At 44.0% G+C, this 15,787-nt stretch carries 23 protein-coding genes and 1 pseudogene; 12 read left to right on the top strand and 12 right to left on the bottom strand.

What is annotated here, in order from left to right:
* Positions 1–38: 38 nt before the first annotated feature.
* Positions 39–902, bottom strand: a complete 864-nt coding sequence (locus AC3A14_RS08330) for a hypothetical protein (RefSeq protein WP_318734253.1) — start codon at positions 900–902, stop codon at positions 39–41.
* 151 nt (positions 903–1,053) lie between these two features.
* Between AC3A14_RS08330 and AC3A14_RS08325 the strand changes: the two genes are divergently transcribed.
* Positions 1,054–1,974 carry a histone deacetylase family protein gene (locus AC3A14_RS08325; RefSeq protein WP_318734257.1) on the top strand — a complete coding sequence of 307 codons (921 nt, stop codon included), beginning with the start codon at positions 1,054–1,056 and terminating at the stop codon, positions 1,972–1,974.
* Between the two features lie 500 nt (positions 1,975–2,474).
* On the opposite strand, the gene AC3A14_RS08320 is transcribed toward AC3A14_RS08325, so the two are convergent.
* Positions 2,475–2,906 (bottom strand): hypothetical protein, encoded by a 432-nt coding sequence (locus AC3A14_RS08320; RefSeq protein WP_318734261.1) that lies wholly within the window; start codon positions 2,904–2,906, stop codon positions 2,475–2,477.
* Between the two features lie 877 nt (positions 2,907–3,783).
* On the opposite strand from AC3A14_RS08320, the gene AC3A14_RS08315 reads away from it, so the two are divergent.
* Together AC3A14_RS08315 and AC3A14_RS08310 are read left to right on the top strand one after the other, a co-directional pair.
* On the top strand, positions 3,784–4,086 hold the full coding sequence (locus tag AC3A14_RS08315; RefSeq protein ID WP_318732403.1) for an ARC6/PARC6 family protein: 303 nt from the start codon (positions 3,784–3,786) through the stop codon (positions 4,084–4,086).
* A gap of 231 nt (positions 4,087–4,317) precedes the next feature.
* Positions 4,318–4,857, top strand: a complete 540-nt coding sequence (locus AC3A14_RS08310; RefSeq protein ID WP_318732436.1) for a serine hydrolase — start codon at positions 4,318–4,320, stop codon at positions 4,855–4,857.
* A 37-nt stretch (positions 4,858–4,894) separates the two neighbouring features.
* On the opposite strand, the gene AC3A14_RS08305 is transcribed toward AC3A14_RS08310, so the two are convergent.
* A complete protein-coding gene (locus tag AC3A14_RS08305; protein WP_318732404.1) occupies positions 4,895–5,257 on the bottom strand; it encodes a type II toxin-antitoxin system RelE/ParE family toxin in 363 nt (120 codons plus the stop codon).
* Positions 5,247–5,492: a type II toxin-antitoxin system RelN family antitoxin gene (locus AC3A14_RS08300; protein WP_318732405.1), complete on the bottom strand. Its 246-nt coding sequence runs from the start codon at positions 5,490–5,492 to the stop codon at positions 5,247–5,249. Before AC3A14_RS08300 ends, AC3A14_RS08305 begins: the two co-directional genes overlap by 11 nt.
* 80 nt (positions 5,493–5,572) lie before the next feature.
* Here AC3A14_RS08300 and AC3A14_RS08295 point away from each other — a divergent pair, with 80 nt between their 5' ends.
* The 8 genes and pseudogenes from AC3A14_RS08295 to AC3A14_RS08260 all read left to right on the top strand — a co-directional run bounded on the left by AC3A14_RS08295 (position 5,573) and on the right by AC3A14_RS08260 (position 10,116).
* A complete protein-coding gene (locus AC3A14_RS08295; protein WP_318732406.1) occupies positions 5,573–5,833 on the top strand; it encodes a hypothetical protein in 261 nt (86 codons plus the stop codon).
* Positions 5,818–6,222, top strand: a pseudogene (locus tag AC3A14_RS08290) (type II toxin-antitoxin system death-on-curing family toxin). The gene AC3A14_RS08295 and the pseudogene AC3A14_RS08290 overlap by 16 nt, the downstream one beginning before the upstream one ends.
* A 36-nt stretch (positions 6,223–6,258) precedes the next feature.
* The gene (gene ureC, locus AC3A14_RS08285) at positions 6,259–7,968 is read left to right on the top strand and encodes an urease subunit alpha (protein WP_318732408.1); all 1,710 of its coding nucleotides are present in this window, start codon (positions 6,259–6,261) and stop codon (positions 7,966–7,968) included.
* Between the two features lie 196 nt (positions 7,969–8,164).
* Positions 8,165–8,458, top strand: coding sequence for a nucleotidyltransferase family protein (locus AC3A14_RS08280; protein WP_318700954.1), 294 nt, complete (start codon positions 8,165–8,167; stop codon positions 8,456–8,458).
* Positions 8,455–8,808, top strand: coding sequence for a HepT-like ribonuclease domain-containing protein (locus AC3A14_RS08275; RefSeq protein ID WP_318732409.1), 354 nt, complete (start codon positions 8,455–8,457; stop codon positions 8,806–8,808). The genes AC3A14_RS08280 and AC3A14_RS08275 overlap by 4 nt, the downstream gene beginning before the upstream one ends.
* Positions 8,809–8,821: 13 nt before the next feature.
* Positions 8,822–9,115, top strand: a complete 294-nt coding sequence (locus AC3A14_RS08270) for a nucleotidyltransferase family protein (RefSeq protein ID WP_318732410.1) — start codon at positions 8,822–8,824, stop codon at positions 9,113–9,115.
* Positions 9,112–9,459 carry a HepT-like ribonuclease domain-containing protein gene (locus AC3A14_RS08265; RefSeq protein WP_318732411.1) on the top strand — a complete coding sequence of 116 codons (348 nt, stop codon included), beginning with the start codon at positions 9,112–9,114 and terminating at the stop codon, positions 9,457–9,459. Before AC3A14_RS08270 ends, AC3A14_RS08265 begins: the two co-directional genes overlap by 4 nt.
* A gap of 105 nt (positions 9,460–9,564) precedes the next feature.
* On the top strand, positions 9,565–10,116 hold the full coding sequence (locus AC3A14_RS08260; protein ID WP_318732412.1) for a hypothetical protein: 552 nt from the start codon (positions 9,565–9,567) through the stop codon (positions 10,114–10,116).
* 195 nt (positions 10,117–10,311) lie between these two features.
* Here AC3A14_RS08260 and AC3A14_RS08255 read toward each other — a convergent pair whose 3' ends face one another.
* From AC3A14_RS08255 to AC3A14_RS08220, 8 genes are all read right to left on the bottom strand, one after another.
* The gene (locus AC3A14_RS08255; protein WP_413039220.1) at positions 10,312–11,625 is read right to left on the bottom strand and encodes an aminopeptidase P N-terminal domain-containing protein; all 1,314 of its coding nucleotides are present in this window, start codon (positions 11,623–11,625) and stop codon (positions 10,312–10,314) included.
* A 99-nt stretch (positions 11,626–11,724) separates the two neighbouring features.
* A complete protein-coding gene (locus tag AC3A14_RS08250) occupies positions 11,725–11,940 on the bottom strand; it encodes a hypothetical protein (protein WP_318732414.1) in 216 nt (71 codons plus the stop codon).
* Positions 11,937–12,374, bottom strand: coding sequence for a PIN domain-containing protein (locus AC3A14_RS08245; protein WP_318732415.1), 438 nt, complete (start codon positions 12,372–12,374; stop codon positions 11,937–11,939). The genes AC3A14_RS08250 and AC3A14_RS08245 overlap by 4 nt, the downstream gene beginning before the upstream one ends.
* A gap of 106 nt (positions 12,375–12,480) precedes the next feature.
* Entirely contained in the window at positions 12,481–13,245 is a 765-nt protein-coding gene (locus AC3A14_RS08240) for an MBL fold metallo-hydrolase (RefSeq protein WP_318732416.1), read from the bottom strand.
* Positions 13,246–13,298: 53 nt separating this feature from the next.
* Complete coding sequence (locus tag AC3A14_RS08235) at positions 13,299–13,892, bottom strand: anthranilate synthase component II (protein ID WP_318732417.1); 594 nt, start codon at positions 13,890–13,892, stop codon at positions 13,299–13,301.
* An 8-nt stretch (positions 13,893–13,900) separates the two neighbouring features.
* A complete protein-coding gene (locus tag AC3A14_RS08230) occupies positions 13,901–14,344 on the bottom strand; it encodes a diacylglycerol kinase family protein (protein ID WP_318700943.1) in 444 nt (147 codons plus the stop codon).
* 129 nt (positions 14,345–14,473) lie between these two features.
* Positions 14,474–14,980 carry an rRNA maturation RNase YbeY gene (gene ybeY, locus AC3A14_RS08225; protein ID WP_318700942.1) on the bottom strand — a complete coding sequence of 169 codons (507 nt, stop codon included), beginning with the start codon at positions 14,978–14,980 and terminating at the stop codon, positions 14,474–14,476.
* A 25-nt stretch (positions 14,981–15,005) separates the two neighbouring features.
* A complete protein-coding gene (locus tag AC3A14_RS08220; protein ID WP_318700941.1) occupies positions 15,006–15,215 on the bottom strand; it encodes a DUF3285 domain-containing protein in 210 nt (69 codons plus the stop codon).
* Between the two features lie 326 nt (positions 15,216–15,541).
* Here AC3A14_RS08220 and AC3A14_RS08215 point away from each other — a divergent pair, with 326 nt between their 5' ends.
* A complete protein-coding gene (locus AC3A14_RS08215; RefSeq protein ID WP_318732418.1) occupies positions 15,542–15,739 on the top strand; it encodes a hypothetical protein in 198 nt (65 codons plus the stop codon).
* Positions 15,740–15,787 lie beyond the last annotated feature (48 nt).

Below are 15,787 nucleotides of genomic sequence, written 5' to 3'. Positions count from 1 at the left end.
ACTTTTGATAGATAGTTGTCCAATACAAAACAATCTTGCTACTGGGAATTCGATACACGACGAGTCGATTCGGGTTCTTGACTAATAGAGTTAGAGTCTGAGGAATTTTGGACAATTATACCGGTCAATTCACTAGAATTATGGGAAGCTTTTGCCTGATATACTGCATCTTCCATTCCGGGTTCCCAATCTTGATAAAACCGCCCCATACATTGGATAATCGCTCCGGCTGCTTGATTGCATTCACTCGGTTCATCTTCGGCATTATTAGCTGTAGTGCAAAGACACTCTTCTAATTTGGCTAAGGTTTCACACCGTTCATATATGCCGTAAAGCAGGCCATCTAGGTTTTCGGCTTTCAGATTCACCCAATCCTGTTCTTCTAAACGGGATTTTTGACGTAAGGCTGAAAATAAGACAATTTTAGCCCTAAGAGGATTGGTGTATCGCATCAGTTCTAACCGCAGATTGAAAGGGTCATAACCGGTGCGAATTTGAGTGTTGACAGGGGGGGCAACCACAGAGATAGAACTGGGTAGGGGTTGATTAGAGGCCAGGGTAATATGGGTTGGGGGGGCAGCATACACTTGGGTGGCTTCCTCAGTATCAGGATAGACTTTGCTTAAAATAAGGAGGATGCTGTGGGCGATCGCCTGATATTCTTGTCGTTTGTTGAGGGTATTGGCAATCCGCTCGAGCGCTTCTCTGAGATCTTCTAAGGTGGTATATTTCTTAATGACTGATTCGAGTAGATCGGGTAAAGCTATGGCTCGTAAGCGTTTGGCATCGTTTTCCCAGATATCTTGCCAGGCACACACTAACATTTTCTTCATCCGAAGCGCTTCGGGATGACGTTCAATTTCGTTGGTGATTTGTGGTAGAGCGGAGGGTATGGAAAGCATGATTAGCAGAGGTCGTGTTCTTTGGGCTTGGGAAAGTGATTGCGGGTAGAGCAAATCCCGTGATTCCCCAGAAAGGGGTTGGCTTTTATTTTAATACCATAGGGCTATAAAATAGAGGGCAAATTAAGCGGATGAGAGATGGGGCGCTTATATGGTATTTCCGATTATTTATGCTGAGGAATTTCTGCTCCATGATACGGGACGGCATCCGGAGAGAGCGGAGCGTCTTCAGGCGATCGCCAATCTTCTCCAATCTAGTCTATGGGCTGCATCTCTCGATTGGCAAGCACCGACTCCAGTAGAAGTGCGTCCAGTCTTACCCTGGATAGAACAAGTGCATACGGCTGAACATATCCAACGAGTACGAGAAATTGCCGAAGGAGGCGGTGGGTTACTCGATGGCGATACCCCGGTTTCTGCCCAGAGCTATGACATAGCGCTCTTGGCAGTCAATGGCTGGATCGATGGTGTAGAGAAGGTTTTGGCAACAGGAACTCCAGCGTTTGTATTGGCGCGTCCTCCAGGACATCATGCGGAAGCACAGCGGGGAATGGGGTTTTGTTTATTCTCTAATGCGGCGATCGCCGCTCACTATGCTTTAGCTCAACCGGGAGTGGAGCGAGTCGCTATTCTAGACTGGGATGTCCATCATGGCAATGGTACTCAGGCGATCGTCCAAACTCATCCCCAAATTGCCTATTGTTCTCTCCATCAGTTTCCCTTTTATCCTGGAACGGGTAGAGCAACAGAGCGCGGAGAGTATAACAATGTTTTAAATATTCCTTTACCCTCCGGATCGGGAATGGCAGAGTATTTGCCAGCCTTTGAAAGCCAAGCAATCCCATTTTTACAGCAGTTTAACCCAGATTTGTTAATTGTCAGTGCTGGTTATGATGCCACAAGAGATGATCCATTAGCAGGGATGAATTTAGTTCCGGATGATTATGGTACATTTACCGCAGCTTGTTTACAACTTACCTCGAAAATCCTGTTTGGCTTGGAAGGAGGTTATCACTTATCGAATTTGTCCGAGTCAGTAATGGCAACGATCGCTGCTTGCCTTAACGTTTGATCTCACAACCCTTGTACTACCGATACTAGAAGATGTCAGATGGCGGATTGACCTCCACTATAGAGCAAGAGGAAGATATTAGATTGTATCTTGTAGCAACTCAAGAATGGTTGTAATTGGTGTGATGTGCCTCAAGGGGTAATGGTCATGTGATTGGTTTAACGAATTGCCCGTCCTATGATTCACCCGAATTACCCTAACTTGATTGAATTGTTGGGAATCAAAGATGCCAATGTCCCGATGCCTGAATGTAATCCTAAAGCTAGTAGCAAGCCCGACGCTATTAAAGATGTATACCATAACAGGATGAGACCCAAACTAAAAAGTTACGCTGGGTCTTTGACTTCAGTAATGTTAACCTCAGCGACAGAAATGACACTATCAGGGTTTTTCGTTACCTGCGCCTTGCGAATGGCGTTGCGGCTAATCTCTACTATGCCCAACACGCCGCAAAGGTTGGAGGGCTGGACATCCTTGTTCTTCTGGTAGAGGTCGATAATCTATTTCTCGACCTCTGTGGGCGACCGCTTGTCCCAAGCATTTGTCTCAAAGTTTTTTACTTTGTACTCCTTCTTGTTAAAGGCTAGGGCGTAAAGGTCATGGTCTTCATACCTACTGGCTAGCTCCGTGGGGCGAGAGTTAGTGATTAAAACTAGGTACGTTTCATCCTCAATCCAGGTTACAAATTCAGCTTTATCAGGATTGAAAATGAGAGAACAAGAGTCTTTAGTATTTGAACGAAACAATCGAACGGGGAACTGGCGGCGAATTTGCCAGCCCTTTTCAGCAGGGAACTCTTGCTTAAGCAGGAGGTAGATTTGGGCTTCAAACCGGCTGTGAAAGTGAATCCAGCCGTCAAACAGCAAAGGAGAATCAGTCGCAATAATCTCCCCGGCTTCGGTCACGTAACAGGCTGTGCTTTTATATCTCATGCAGTCCTCCCCTCTTAATAAAGATAAGCATCAAGAAACGCCGAGAGTGACTCTTTATGCTTGGCATGGGATGCCTCTAGGAGTCCGTTCTTAGAGAGAAACCGTCTGTAGTGGTGATAGTCGTGATACAAAAAAAACAGCCCAAGGAGTGGCTGCCCCTCAGCCTTTCGAGAACAATACAGCGCTTCGCGCTGTATTATTTTTTTTGACGGGCTAGGCGCACAACCTAGTCCGTTCTTTTTACTCAAGTGGGGTGTTAGGTTGTTTCGCTGGATTTCTCTTCTTTTCTTCGTAAAGCCTTGACTATGCAAGCTCCACTGTACTTTAGTCCCCCTGGATGGTCACTCCAAGCTCTTGGGACGGAATTTGGGGATTCCATTTCCTCCTCTATCCCCAACTCTACTTCGTTGATAGCCTCAGCTAAGGACTCCCCATTAAAGGTTCCACCCTCATTTCTGTAGGCACATCGGTTGAGCAATATCTCGCTCTCATCAATTGGGTTCCCCTTTGATTCTATCAAAGGGGGAGGTTTCGGAAAGTGCTTTCACTCCCTTGTCCTGACTGGGTTTCAGCTTTCACATTAGCCTTCACATCAGCCTTCACATCAGTCAAATGGGCTTTGCCAAAGGGGGTAGTCGGTGGTGTCTGACGAATCAAACACCCCGCAGTAGGTTGCCATCACTTGCCCCCGGTTATTGCGCAAGCATCTTTCGGGGTCAACCCTACGCCACCAGTATCCCTTGCTGTCCTGGGCAAATCGCCCTGGATAAATGCTTCTGATTGCCTTTTCCGTAAAATGTCTAGTTTCCCTCAGTTGCTTCTTGCTTAGATATCTCCCTAGATAGGGGTGAGATGCCTGTGGCATCTCACGAAGGAGATGCTTCTTGTCCTCACTAGACCAGAGGCTTTTATCGTAGATGGGGATATCGTTGAGCTTCCAGTAAAAGCCATGGCTCTGTCCCCAGTCCGTGCTGCCGTATTGGCCTCTAAGCAGCTTTTGATTGAGAGCTTCTCTGGCGATCGGGCAACGATTGAAGTGATTGTAACAGAAGAACTTAGGTTATATGTCAATGGTAAACCAGATAGGAGTCAAAGTGGACGTTCTACTCGTCGAGTTCGATATTCTTTGAAGCGGGTTAACAATACATGGAAAATAGAAGATTACCAGAAAGTTAATTGAAAATTTAGATAGCGTATTCAAGGATTGTTAATAGACATAAATTTGTCTATATATTTGTCATGATTCAATTATCTAACATAAAATTTGCAGTAACTGTGACATCAGTTGCTTTTTTAATTGTCAGCAATGGTCTAGCACTTCCATACATAATAAATAGAGATTTATTTATCGAGTTATCCAAGGTGAATTTTAATATTAATAAGGTTATAGACTTTGGTTAAATAAACGAGAATCTCTGAATCTTTTTTTGAACAAGCTGGTTATCAAGATATTAATATTAGTCAGAAAAATTTTCCTATACCTTATCTGAGTCTAGATATCCCTCAAGGTCGCGAACTGCAAATGAGAGGAAACTTAGATCATCCAATTCGCAACAAAATGACCACAGACCAAGCTGCTCGATTAATGTATGAAATTTTTACAGGACAAGCCGTTTCACCACAATATAGTCAAAAAATGCAGCAGCTACTCACAAGAGATTTACGCCCAGAAATTTGGATGCAAGAACAATACAATTCTATAGAAGGATTTTTAGGGGAATTTTTACCGATTGCCGAGGTTCATTTTGCTTCCAAGGTTGGCTGGACTTCTCGTTCACGCCAAGATGTAGCATTTATTAGTACAAAAGATGGCAAAACTAAATACATTGTAGTCATTTTTGCCAATGATCCAGCCTATGCAGAAGATTGGGAAATCTTTCCAGAAATATCGCTTTTCTTGTTTAATCGTATGGTAGAAAGAAAGGCCAATACAGACAAACCTGGTTTGTAGTTTCTGGTATGCGCTCAGTCTATGTCTAAACTCAGATTTATTCAGAACCATAAAAATAATCTAAAATAGATTGAAGTTGCTCCACTGTAATGTCTTCTTGTTCTGACTTGCTATAGATCGTTAACAATAAAATACTCCTTTCTGACTCCAGTAAATAGATAATCCGATATCCAGCGCTTTTGCCTTTTTGAATATCACTATTTTTAACCCTAACCTTGTAAACATAAAGATGGGAGCCAAAACCCGCCAGGCGATCGCCTAATACATTGCCATTTTGTAATTCTGCGATCGCTGACTGAATATCTGAACGAATATTTCGGTATTTCTTAGCTAATTTTTTTAGATTCTTCCGATATTCAGGAGTTAAATCAATATTCATCCGGTCTGAATTATTCGGCATCAATTTCCTCCCACATCTTTTCTAGAGGAATTCTTTTACCTTCTTTGGCTTCTTGTAAGGCCCGTCTCAAACTCGCCTTAATTTCTTCTATAGGAGTATCATCGGGATCGACTTCATCCTCATCGGACACCAGAAGAATGACTTTAACTCGACTGTCCGATCGGATCTCTAAGGGTTCATCTAATAAAAGTTGACCATTTTGATCGACTTTTGCCATCATTTCAAACGCTTGCATGGCTTGACCTCAATTTGCTGTTCAATATAGTTTAGCAAAATCATATAGCTTCGTGCTAGTAATGGGCAAGAGTTAGTATAATGATTGTATCTACAGTATTCCTGCTCAAATCTAGTGATATGACTCAATCCATACGCCAAGATATTATTACCTTAGTCAACCAATTGCCGGATGAACAATTATCGGAAGCTTTAGCGGTTTTGCGCTCTCTCAGTTCACAAGCAAAATATCCTAAACCGGATGAAGCCAGACCCTCTGGTGAGGCAGACTTTGAACAAGCTATGCAAATTTATCAGCAAGGTAGTCAAAAATATAAAAATGCATTATGGGAGTTCGCTTAGTGACTAAACCGCTATGGATTTCAGAGGAAGTTGTGCGAGCAATTCATGAGGATCAAATTAATCAGCATGGAGGAAGTTTAGGAGTTCGAGATAAAAATTTACTAGCAGCAAGTTTGGCTTGATCCCAACACTTATTTACTTATACTGAAGCAAGTTTATTTGAACTTGCAGCAGCTTATGGCTATGGGTTAGCCAAAAATTACCCGTTTATTGATGGAAATAAACGCACTTCATTTATGGTAATGTATGCTTTTCTAGGATTAAATGGGTATTTCCTGGAAGTTCGAGATCGCGAAGTGGTACAGATGATGGAACACTTAGCTACATATGAAGAAAATCAAGAGTCTTTAGCGCAATGGTTAGAGAAAAATTCAATATCTACAGTATGATAGGCTCTGTATGGGTAAGCTAGTCTGGAAACGATTATGGGTTATCGGATGGATCGCCGTGCGTATGCACAAACCTACGGGCCCACAGTAGGCGATCGCCTGCGCTTGGCAGATACAGAGTTAATTATTGAAGTGGAACAGGATTACACCACTTACGGCGATGAGGTAAAATTTGGTGGCGGCAAAGTCATCCGGGATGGTATGGGCCAGTCTCCCATTTCTAATGCTGATGGCGCGGTAGATATGGTGATTACCAATGCCCTCATTTTAGACTGGTGGGGAATTGTCAAAGCCGATATTGGTATCAAAGACGGCAAGATCGCCAAGATTGGGAAAGCCGGGAATCCCAATATTCAGAATAATGTGGATATTATTATTGGCCCCGGTACGGAGGCAGTGGCTGGAGAAGGGATGATTCTCACGGCTGGAGGCATTGATTCCCACATTCATTTTATCTGTCCCCAGCAAATCGAAACGGCGATCGCCTCCGGCATCACCACTATGATTGGCGGAGGAACTGGCCCCGCAACGGGAACCAATGCCACCACCTGCACCCCCGGCCCCTGGAATATGTACCGCATGTTACAAGCGGCTGAAGCGTTCCCCATGAACTTGGGCTTTTTAGGTAAAGGCAATAGCTCCCAACCTGAAGCACTACGAGAACAGGTACAAGCAGGAGCCATGGGTTTGAAACTTCATGAAGATTGGGGCACTACTCCGGCGACCATTGATACCTGCTTATCCGTTGCCGATCAGTATGATGTGCAAGTCGCCATTCATACCGATACCCTGAATGAAGCAGGATTTGTTGAAACCACCATCGAAGCCTTTAAAAATCGTGCCATCCATACCTACCACACCGAAGGTGCAGGGGGAGGACATGCACCCGATATTATCAGAGTTTGTGGTCTCGCCAATGTTCTCCCCTCCTCCACCAACCCCACCCGACCCTATACTCTCAATACCCTAGAAGAGCATCTCGACATGCTCATGGTTTGCCATCACCTTGACCGCTCCATTCCCGAAGATGTAGCCTTTGCCGAGTCCCGTATCCGTCGGGAAACGATCGCTGCCGAGGATATTCTGCACGATCTGGGCGCATTTAGCATGATCGCCTCCGACTCCCAAGCCATGGGCCGAGTCGGCGAGGTCATTATCCGCACCTGGCAAACCGGTCATAAAATGAAGGTACAGCGCGGCCCTTTACCGGAAGATAGCAGCCGTAATGATAATACCCGTGCCAAGCGCTACGTTGCCAAATATACGATTAATCCCGCCATTACCCATGGTATTGCCGAGCAAGTAGGGTCAGTGGAAGCCGGCAAATTAGCTGATTTATGTCTGTGGAAGGCGGCATTTTTCGGCGTGAAACCGGAAATTGTCATTAAGGGGGGCGAGATCGCCTATGCTCAAATGGGAGATGCGAACGCCAGTATCCCCACCCCCCAACCCGTACACATGCGTCCCATGTTTGCCAGCTTTGGGTCTGCGCTCTCGGCAACCTCATTAACCTTTGTCTCGAAAGCTGCCTTAGAGCGCGATATTGCCAGCCAACTCGGTTTGCAAAAACCCACCATAGCCGTTGCCAATACCCGTCAACTGACCAAACAGGATCTCAAACTCAATGATGCCCTACCTGAAATTGAAGTTGACCCCCAAACCTACGAAGTTCGTGCAGACGGCGAGTTGCTTACCTGCGAACCTGCCACCGTCTTACCCATGGCCCAACGGTATTTCCTGTTTTAAGTAGCGCTACGCCCTGGTAATTGGTAATCGGTAATCGGTAATTGATAAAGCATTATGAAACCATTCTTATTTTCTCGACCTTGCAAAAAATACCCCTCGGAAAAACTCCAGCCCACCTTACCTTCCACTATAATTGATTCAACGGACTTGATATGACTCATATTTTAGGAAGAAGAAAATTGACTCTTGAATTGATATGTCTCTAAAGGATTTATTACAAGAAAAACGAGAACAGATATTAGAACTTGCAGACAAGCATGGCGCGTTTAATGTCCGGGTGTTTGGCTCGGTAGTACGAGGAGAAGAGACAGAAGGCAGTGATATTGATTTTTTGATTGATTATGACCCAACCAGGACTACAGCTTGGTTTCCGGGAGGATTGTTGATGGATTTACAGGATTTGTTAGGGCGGCGGGTTGATGTACTTACTGAAGATGGCATTAGTGCTTTGATTAAGGATCGGATTTTAGCGGAGGCACAACCTTTATGAGTGGTGATAGGGATATAATTTATTTGACTCATATTTTGGAATGTATCGAAGCAGTCGAGACATACACCACTCAAGGACAGAATGATTTTTTGACTAATACTTTGGTGCAAGATGCCGTATTGCGTCGGTTACAGATTATGGCGGAATCTACGCAGAGGCTTGGTGATGAGTTAAAAGCTCAAGTACCTAATGTCGATTGGCGGGCTTTGGCTGGTTTTAGGAATGTTTTAGTTCATGATTATTTGGGTGGGATTAATTTACAACGGGTTTGGGATGCTATTGAAAATAATTTGCCTGCTTTAAAGGGGCAAGTGGAACTAATGTTAAAAGATTTTGAAGAAGAAGATTGACTCTTGAATTGATATGTCTCTAAAGAATTTATTACAAGAAAAACGAGAACAAATATTAGAAATCGCAGAAAAATATGGCGCATTTAATGTGCGCGTGTTTAGTTCGGTAGCGCGAGGTGAGGAAACAGAAAATAGTGATATTTATTTTTTGATTGATTATGACCTAGAGCGGATTTCATCTTGGTTTCCTGTAGGTTTAATTCATGATTTACAGGATTTGTTAAAGCATAAGGTAGATGTGGTCACAGAAAGTAGCTTAAAACCTAGGATTCGAGACCATGTATTGCAAGAGTGTATTCAGCTATGAGAAGCAACTTAGAACGTATAATGGATATGCAGGAAAGTATTGCCAATATTGAGCGATATGCTGCCAGAGGTAAGAATGCTTTCTTTGAAGATGAGTTGATACAAACATGGATTTTATACCACTTGCAAATTTTAGGTAAGGCAGCCCGATCGATCTCTCAAGATGTGAGAGATCGATATCCCAGTGTTGAATGGCAGAAAATTATTGGTTTTCGCAACTTGACTGTACATGAATATTTTCGGGTTGACTTGAATATCGTTTGGCGCATCGTTGAAGAAGAATTATTGATTTTGACAAAGGATGTAGAATTGATCCTTAAAGATTTTTCAGAGAAGGGAGAATAGAAGAATGTCTTTACAGGATTTGTTAGGGCGACGGGTTGATGTACTTACTGAAGATGGCATTAGTGCTTTGATTAAGGATCGGATTTTAGCGGAGGCACAACCTTTATGAAATATAAGTATCGCCAACTATTCCCTATTCCCTATTCCCTATTCCCTAGTCTAAAGCGGCGATCGCCCCTAATCCTCGTTACCCTCATTTTCCTTTGGTCGGTAACATTAGGATGGGGATTATCCACCCTCAATCAACCCGCCTTTTCCCAGTCTTCCCGTAAATCAGTCGATCTTGTCCCCGAACAACATCAATTGGGAGAAGAACTTTATCGAGAAAATTGTGGCAGTTGTCACCTCGCCCTTCCTCCTGCGGTGATGCCGACTGAAACCTGGCGACAACTGATTCAAGATCAACAGCATTATGGCATATCAATTGACCCTATCCTCAACCCCGGTCGGTTATTGGTTTGGAAATATATTCAAGTCTTTTCTCGTCCCTTACTTAAGGATGAATCAACTCCCTATCGCCTACGGAATTCTCGCTATTTTAAGGCCCTTCATCCACAAGTTGAGTTTCAAGAGAGAATTGAGCTGAGTCAATGTGTTTCTTGTCATCCTAGCGCTCAAACGTTTAACTTTCGAGAATTAACCCCAGAGTGGGAATAATATCAAGTCCGGTTAATTGGCTATGATGATGCTTCATGTTGGGCAACAGGCAACAGGCAATGTTCTCCCGGAACAATGTAGGAGTGGAAATGCACTGTACATAATAAAAGCGAAAAATGCTGTATCCGAAAGGATAAAAGGATTGAAATTGATTGACGGTGTTTACCAATAATCACAACCGGTTATCCTATCTCTCTATTTTCCTTCTAATTCTTCGGGCATTTTGGGAATGCCAGCTGTCAGTACTTCATAACCATTTTCGGTAACTAAAACATCATCTTCAATCCGAATGCCAATGCCTCGCCATTGGGGAGGGACTTCGGGTTGTTCCTCTGGGGGTTTGACCAAAGGAGCAATGTACATGCCCGGTTCTACAGTTAACACTTGACCTGGTTGTAGTACTTGAGACTCTTCTTCATTTTGTTTATAGGCTCCCACATCATGAACATCCAGACCGAGCCAATGACTGGTGCGATGCATGTAATAGGGTTTATATTTCTCTTCTTTGATTAATTCGTCTGGTTCTCCGACTAAGAACCCTAATTCGATCATGCCTTCGACGAGGACTTGAAGAGCGGTATCATGAACAGCATTAAAGGGATTACCGGGTTTGATTTGGGCGATCGCCTGCCGTTGGGCTTCGAGGACAATCTCATAAATCACCCGTTGTTCCATTCCATACTTTCCACCAACCGGATAAGTACGAGTAATATCACCGTTGTAATAGCCATAGGAACACCCCGCATCAATGAGTAATAAATCTCCCGCTTCTAAGGCGCGGGAGTTCTCAATGTAGTGGAGAACACAGGCATTCGCACCAGAAGCAACAATCGAAGGATAAGCCGGGCCAACCCCTCCCCGACGACGGAAAAGGTACTCCATTTCTGCTTGAATTTCGTACTCATAAATTCCGGGTTTCGCCATATCCCAAGCTAAATGATGAGCTTCGACAGAAATAGCGATCGCCTTACGCATCAGCTCTAATTCCGTCTCACTCTTCACCAAGCGTAGCGGATGTAACAGAGTCATCGGGTCTTCCAGAGCCGTAGGGCCAAAGCCTTTTTTTGCATATTGTCTGAGCAGAGACTGCCACTGCTTCAAAATCGTCTGATTAAACGGTTCATCGATACCAAAGTGATAATATAGGCGATCTGCCTTCGACAAATACTGAGGTAATTTTTCCCCTAACTCGGCAATAGGATAGGCCTCATCCGCACCATAGATAGCCTTAGCATCTTCCACCCCTACCCGATAACCACTCCAAACTTCCTTCTCCCACTCCTTCGGTTGCACAAACAAAATAAACCGGTGTTCTTCATGGTGAGGTGCTAACACTGCCACCGCTTCGGGTTCATTAAACCCTGTCAGATAGAAAAAATCGCTATCCTGGCGAAAGGGATGCTCCACATCATGGTGCATAACTGCTAAGGAAGCGCTACGAAAAATCGCCGTACTTTTTGCCATTTTCGCCATTAATCTTTCCCGGCGTTGGCGATATTCGTCTTTCAGTTGTACCGAAACGGCCTTGGAGAGGGATGAAACCACGCTAATTGAACCTCCTTTGATAATTACATCAAATATTAATACTATGTTTTCGGCAGATATGGGCTAGTTGGTTTTGGACTGCTCAAAGGCTTTGATTTTCTCAGCTAGGCTATCGATGTTTTCGTTAGCAAACCAGCCTTTTTTCTGGTCTAAATAATTGCCACCATCTGACCACCAACGAGCAATCAGAACAACCATCTGGGATGGTTTCATCGCTTTATGAAGAATCTGGATCGCATCTTGGATAATCGCTTGTTCGTTAGGTAGACTGATTTTCATTCGGGGGACTCCGTTAGTTCTAGGATAAAATTTACTGGGTTTACGGCTTTGATTGGCCCTTGATAACGTCGTAGCAGTCGATCGTCACAGGTAAGGAAAACGTCACAACAGGCTTGTTCTACTGATGCTAGATGAAGAGCATCAATAGGTTTGACTCCTGTTTGTTCTATAATTTCACCTCTCTCAATAATGTTGGGTTGAATAATTTGGTTTTCTATGGCAAGTTCTAGGCATTGGTTAACCCAGTCCTGCCTAATAATATTGTTGTTTTTGTTGTTTTCATAATCCAGAATTGATGAGCTTATAAGGATTAATTGCTTGTTTTCGATGAGTTGTAAAATAGTTCGTAATGCTTGGGTTTCTAAGATAATTCTGGCTTGGGTTTGGTCATCAAATGGGCGGTTTAAAACGCTACTATCTAAGTAAACTTTCATGGTTATTATATAAAATCCTTAAAGGTTTGCTATAGATAGAGCGGATAATATCAAGTCCCATCCGGCGATCAAAGCAATCTCTGTTATGAAAACTGATTCAAAAATCTTAGAGTGACAGCACTTTAATTTGTGAACCTTCATTGGGCAGGCTATTGGCTTGAAGGGTCAGGAGATCGCCAGCTATTCTTTGCACAGTAGTACCATTCATCAGGGCCAGAAACTCATCAACCCTAGCCAAATCACAGACTTGAGGATCGGCCTGTTGGGTCTGGTAATGGGTAGGAATGACAATTTTAGCCTTTAGTATTTCTAGAGCAGCTTTTGCCTCTTCGGGGCTATAGGCTTTGGGTCCACCTCCAACGGGAATGAAGACGACATCCGGTCTACCGATGAGGATTTTCTGTTCTACCGTAATGGGGGAAGCCATCCCCCCTAAGTGCAAAAGTTTTATTCCGGCTTGTTTCCAAACCCAAGACACATTACTCGGAAAGCGGCTTCCTGGCCGTTTCTCCAGCCGCTCGGCTACCATTCCCCGCACCTGCAAGCCACCATTGAGTTGATAATCTCCAGGTTCAAACAGAAGTCTGGGTTGGCCAGGAAGGTCTTCTACATAGCCTTCATCCAATAGTTGAGAACTGATTAATACCAGATCGGCTTCCACGTTGGGGGCAGGGTATTGGGCGGTGCAACCCAGGGGACGAAAGGGGTTGACTAAAATTTGATGGCCGCCTCCAGTAAACAAGAAGCAGGTATGACCAAAGCTCTGTATGGTGAGTCCACTGGGGGTTTGGGCTGTTGCAGAATAGGCAGACGTGACGATAGTGGCGATCGCCATTGCCCCTGTAGTGCTGATAAAGTTGCGCCGTTTCATTGCTCAATTATTGGGTGATTCAGTCTTTATTATCCAGGGTTGGGGTTCGCTTCTCAAGAAGGGAGCGATCGCAGAAAGTTCCGCAAGAGGTCTTTGCCTTTGCTAGTGAGAATACTTTCGGGATGGAATTGAACGCCTTGGATGTGGGGATATTGGCGATGGCGAACCCCCATAATTGTCCCATCTTCAACCCAAGCTGTAATTTCCAACTCTTCTGGACAACTGCTGCGGTCAATGGCCAAACTATGATAGCGAGTCGCATTTAAAGGATTATCCAGACCGGCAAAAATGCCCACACCGCTATGGTGAATGGGTGAAGTTTTACCATGCATCAGGACAGAGGCAGAGACAATTTTACCACCAAACACTTGACCAATACCTTGGTGGCCCAGACAAACCCCCAGAATGGGCAAGTTTGGCCCTAACTTCGCGATCGCCTCTAGGGAGACTCCGGACTCTTCCGGTCGTCCCGGTCCAGGAGAGATCACGATTCCATCCGGTTTAAGCTCTTGAATTTCTTGCCAGGAGATGCGATCGTTTCGATACACCTGAATGTCTTTGGCTTGGGGGAACTCTTGTCCTAATTCTGCCAAATACTGAACTAAATTGTAAGTAAAACTATCGTAGTTATCAATAACAATGATCATGGGAGCCGTTAGGAGAACAGGATAACCAGCTTAGGCAACAGCAGAATGATTCCTACTATAATAGAGGCGATCGCCGAGATCAACACCGCTCCAGCCGCGCAATCTTTAGCAATTTTGGCCAATTCATGATAGTTCTGTTCTACCGTTAAATCCACCACAGCTTCTAAAGCCGTATTCAGCAACTCTAGCACCAAAACCAAAGAAATCATCACCGCCAAAATCGCCGCTTCCACCGCATTAACCTGCAACAGAGATCCAACGATCATCACCAAACTTCCCGCAATCACATGGATGCGAAAATTCCGTTGTGTTCTAAACGCATAAGTTACTCCAGCCCAAGCATACTTAAAACTGGTAGGCAAATTCTCTGCTACCTGCCAAGAGCAGTTACGATGAGTAACCCTTGAGGAATGGGTTGATTCAACAGTTGAAATCGAAAGTTTACTAGACATAAGGTTCACCATAATTGAGAGCAAAGGTGGGGATCTATTTATACGAGCTTATATGAGCGTTCGTCGTCTTCCATTGTCTGTAGAGCAACCCAGACCATAAGCAGAAATTGAATTCACCATGAGGGTAACTCATATCATAAGATCTGACATCCCCTCCAAGGTCCCCAACTCTAAACCCACTTGCACCAGTAGAGATTCTTGTTTGATCCACATCGCCTGTAAGCTCTCTTCATCGGGATGATCCCAACCCAACAAATGCAGTAAACCATGGGCACTCAACCAAGCCAGTTCCACAGTTTCTGAATGACCCTGTTCTTTAGCTTGATCCCTAGCAATCTCCACTGAGATAATTAGATCTCCTAAATATAAGGGGTTTTCAGTCCCTGGAAGAAGAGGGGTTTCTGTCTCTAGAGCAGCAAAGGCTAAAACATCTGTCGGTCTGTCTTGTTGGCGATATTGGGCATTGAAGCTCTGAATCTCTTGGTTATCTGTTAAACGTAAGCTCAATTCATAGGCAGAAGCTGGAGGCAGATCGATACTCTTTAACCAAGCACAAAACCATTGATGCAATAGTTCTGATGCTACCGGAGGTTGAGCAATAGACTTGCTAATCTCAATATTGACTTCAACATCCATTGTGAATATCTCCTATCAGGTGAGGTTATCGAGTGAGGTAGGAAAGTCCCACCAGTACCCCCAAAAGACCAATAACGGTAAGGGTAAAGTGGATTAAGGATTTTCTCCCTTTACGCACCATGTTCCTCATCGCTAGTTTCACGTAACTCGCTTGCGGTTCTTGTGAAGCCGTTTGGGGCGTTTCAGGCATTTCAGGCTGTTCAGAAGGGATAGGAGAGGTTTCAGATTCAGTCATAATTCATTAGGCAAAAGGCACTCTAGCAATAGGCAATAGACAATAGCTTGAATTACTTAGAGTCTAAGCCTTCAAGCTGCACTCCTCCAGAACAGAGAATCGCTATAATTGCTTTTTGCAAGTGTAACATTTCTGTTACACTTTTATTTCAATGTTTTGGGTTGTCATTTCGGTTCTCTGTAAATCTACAGACTGACCTTGTCGGGCTTTGAGCAAAGCTTTACAGAATCTTGTTGTAAATTGCAGTAATCCTTACTGATTCTTTATATCCAATAGAATAACCTGGAGAGGACAGCAGAGTCTATGGTCTGGAGGAAGCAAGTACCATGAAGTCCCAACAATTTATCCTGGCTCTAATCCTGTTCTGTTTGCGATTATTGCTCACTGGTTGTACCATTCGACCCGTAGTAAAGAATACTGGTATAACACCCGGAAAACGTAGGTCTGCTCAGAGAATTTGTTTACCTGTTTTACAACCGTGCGCGATCGCCTCTCAAAAAAACCTCATTAACCTACAAAATTGATAATCTGCTAAAATCCGAACGACCGTCCTAATCAAGTCATGGAGAAAT

The organism is Roseofilum sp., assembly GCF_982964205.1.
Note: the sequence above shows the minus strand (reverse complement) of the source record. Positions and strands in the feature narration are given on the sequence as shown.

Coding starts and splice junctions, on each gene's coding strand:
- AC3A14_RS08330 (WP_318734253.1), bottom strand. CDS start 902: ATGCTTTCCATACCCTCCGCTCTACCACAAATCACCAACGAAATTGAA.
- AC3A14_RS08325 (WP_318734257.1), top strand. CDS start 1,054: ATGGTATTTCCGATTATTTATGCTGAGGAATTTCTGCTCCATGATACG.
- AC3A14_RS08320 (WP_318734261.1), bottom strand. CDS start 2,906: ATGAGATATAAAAGCACAGCCTGTTACGTGACCGAAGCCGGGGAGATT.
- AC3A14_RS08315 (WP_318732403.1), top strand. CDS start 3,784: ATGCTTCTTGTCCTCACTAGACCAGAGGCTTTTATCGTAGATGGGGAT.
- AC3A14_RS08305 (WP_318732404.1), bottom strand. CDS start 5,257: ATGCCGAATAATTCAGACCGGATGAATATTGATTTAACTCCTGAATAT.
- AC3A14_RS08300 (WP_318732405.1), bottom strand. CDS start 5,492: ATGCAAGCGTTTGAAATGATGGCAAAAGTCGATCAAAATGGTCAACTT.
- AC3A14_RS08295 (WP_318732406.1), top strand. CDS start 5,573: ATGATTGTATCTACAGTATTCCTGCTCAAATCTAGTGATATGACTCAA.
- ureC (WP_318732408.1), top strand. CDS start 6,259: ATGGGTTATCGGATGGATCGCCGTGCGTATGCACAAACCTACGGGCCC.
- AC3A14_RS08280 (WP_318700954.1), top strand. CDS start 8,165: ATGTCTCTAAAGGATTTATTACAAGAAAAACGAGAACAGATATTAGAA.
- AC3A14_RS08275 (WP_318732409.1), top strand. CDS start 8,455: ATGAGTGGTGATAGGGATATAATTTATTTGACTCATATTTTGGAATGT.
- AC3A14_RS08270 (WP_318732410.1), top strand. CDS start 8,822: ATGTCTCTAAAGAATTTATTACAAGAAAAACGAGAACAAATATTAGAA.
- AC3A14_RS08265 (WP_318732411.1), top strand. CDS start 9,112: ATGAGAAGCAACTTAGAACGTATAATGGATATGCAGGAAAGTATTGCC.
- AC3A14_RS08260 (WP_318732412.1), top strand. CDS start 9,565: ATGAAATATAAGTATCGCCAACTATTCCCTATTCCCTATTCCCTATTC.
- AC3A14_RS08250 (WP_318732414.1), bottom strand. CDS start 11,940: ATGAAAATCAGTCTACCTAACGAACAAGCGATTATCCAAGATGCGATC.
- AC3A14_RS08245 (WP_318732415.1), bottom strand. CDS start 12,374: ATGAAAGTTTACTTAGATAGTAGCGTTTTAAACCGCCCATTTGATGAC.
- AC3A14_RS08240 (WP_318732416.1), bottom strand. CDS start 13,245: ATGAAACGGCGCAACTTTATCAGCACTACAGGGGCAATGGCGATCGCC.
- AC3A14_RS08235 (WP_318732417.1), bottom strand. CDS start 13,892: ATGATCATTGTTATTGATAACTACGATAGTTTTACTTACAATTTAGTT.
- AC3A14_RS08230 (WP_318700943.1), bottom strand. CDS start 14,344: ATGTCTAGTAAACTTTCGATTTCAACTGTTGAATCAACCCATTCCTCA.
- ybeY (WP_318700942.1), bottom strand. CDS start 14,980: ATGGATGTTGAAGTCAATATTGAGATTAGCAAGTCTATTGCTCAACCT.
- AC3A14_RS08220 (WP_318700941.1), bottom strand. CDS start 15,215: ATGACTGAATCTGAAACCTCTCCTATCCCTTCTGAACAGCCTGAAATG.
- AC3A14_RS08215 (WP_318732418.1), top strand. CDS start 15,542: ATGAAGTCCCAACAATTTATCCTGGCTCTAATCCTGTTCTGTTTGCGA.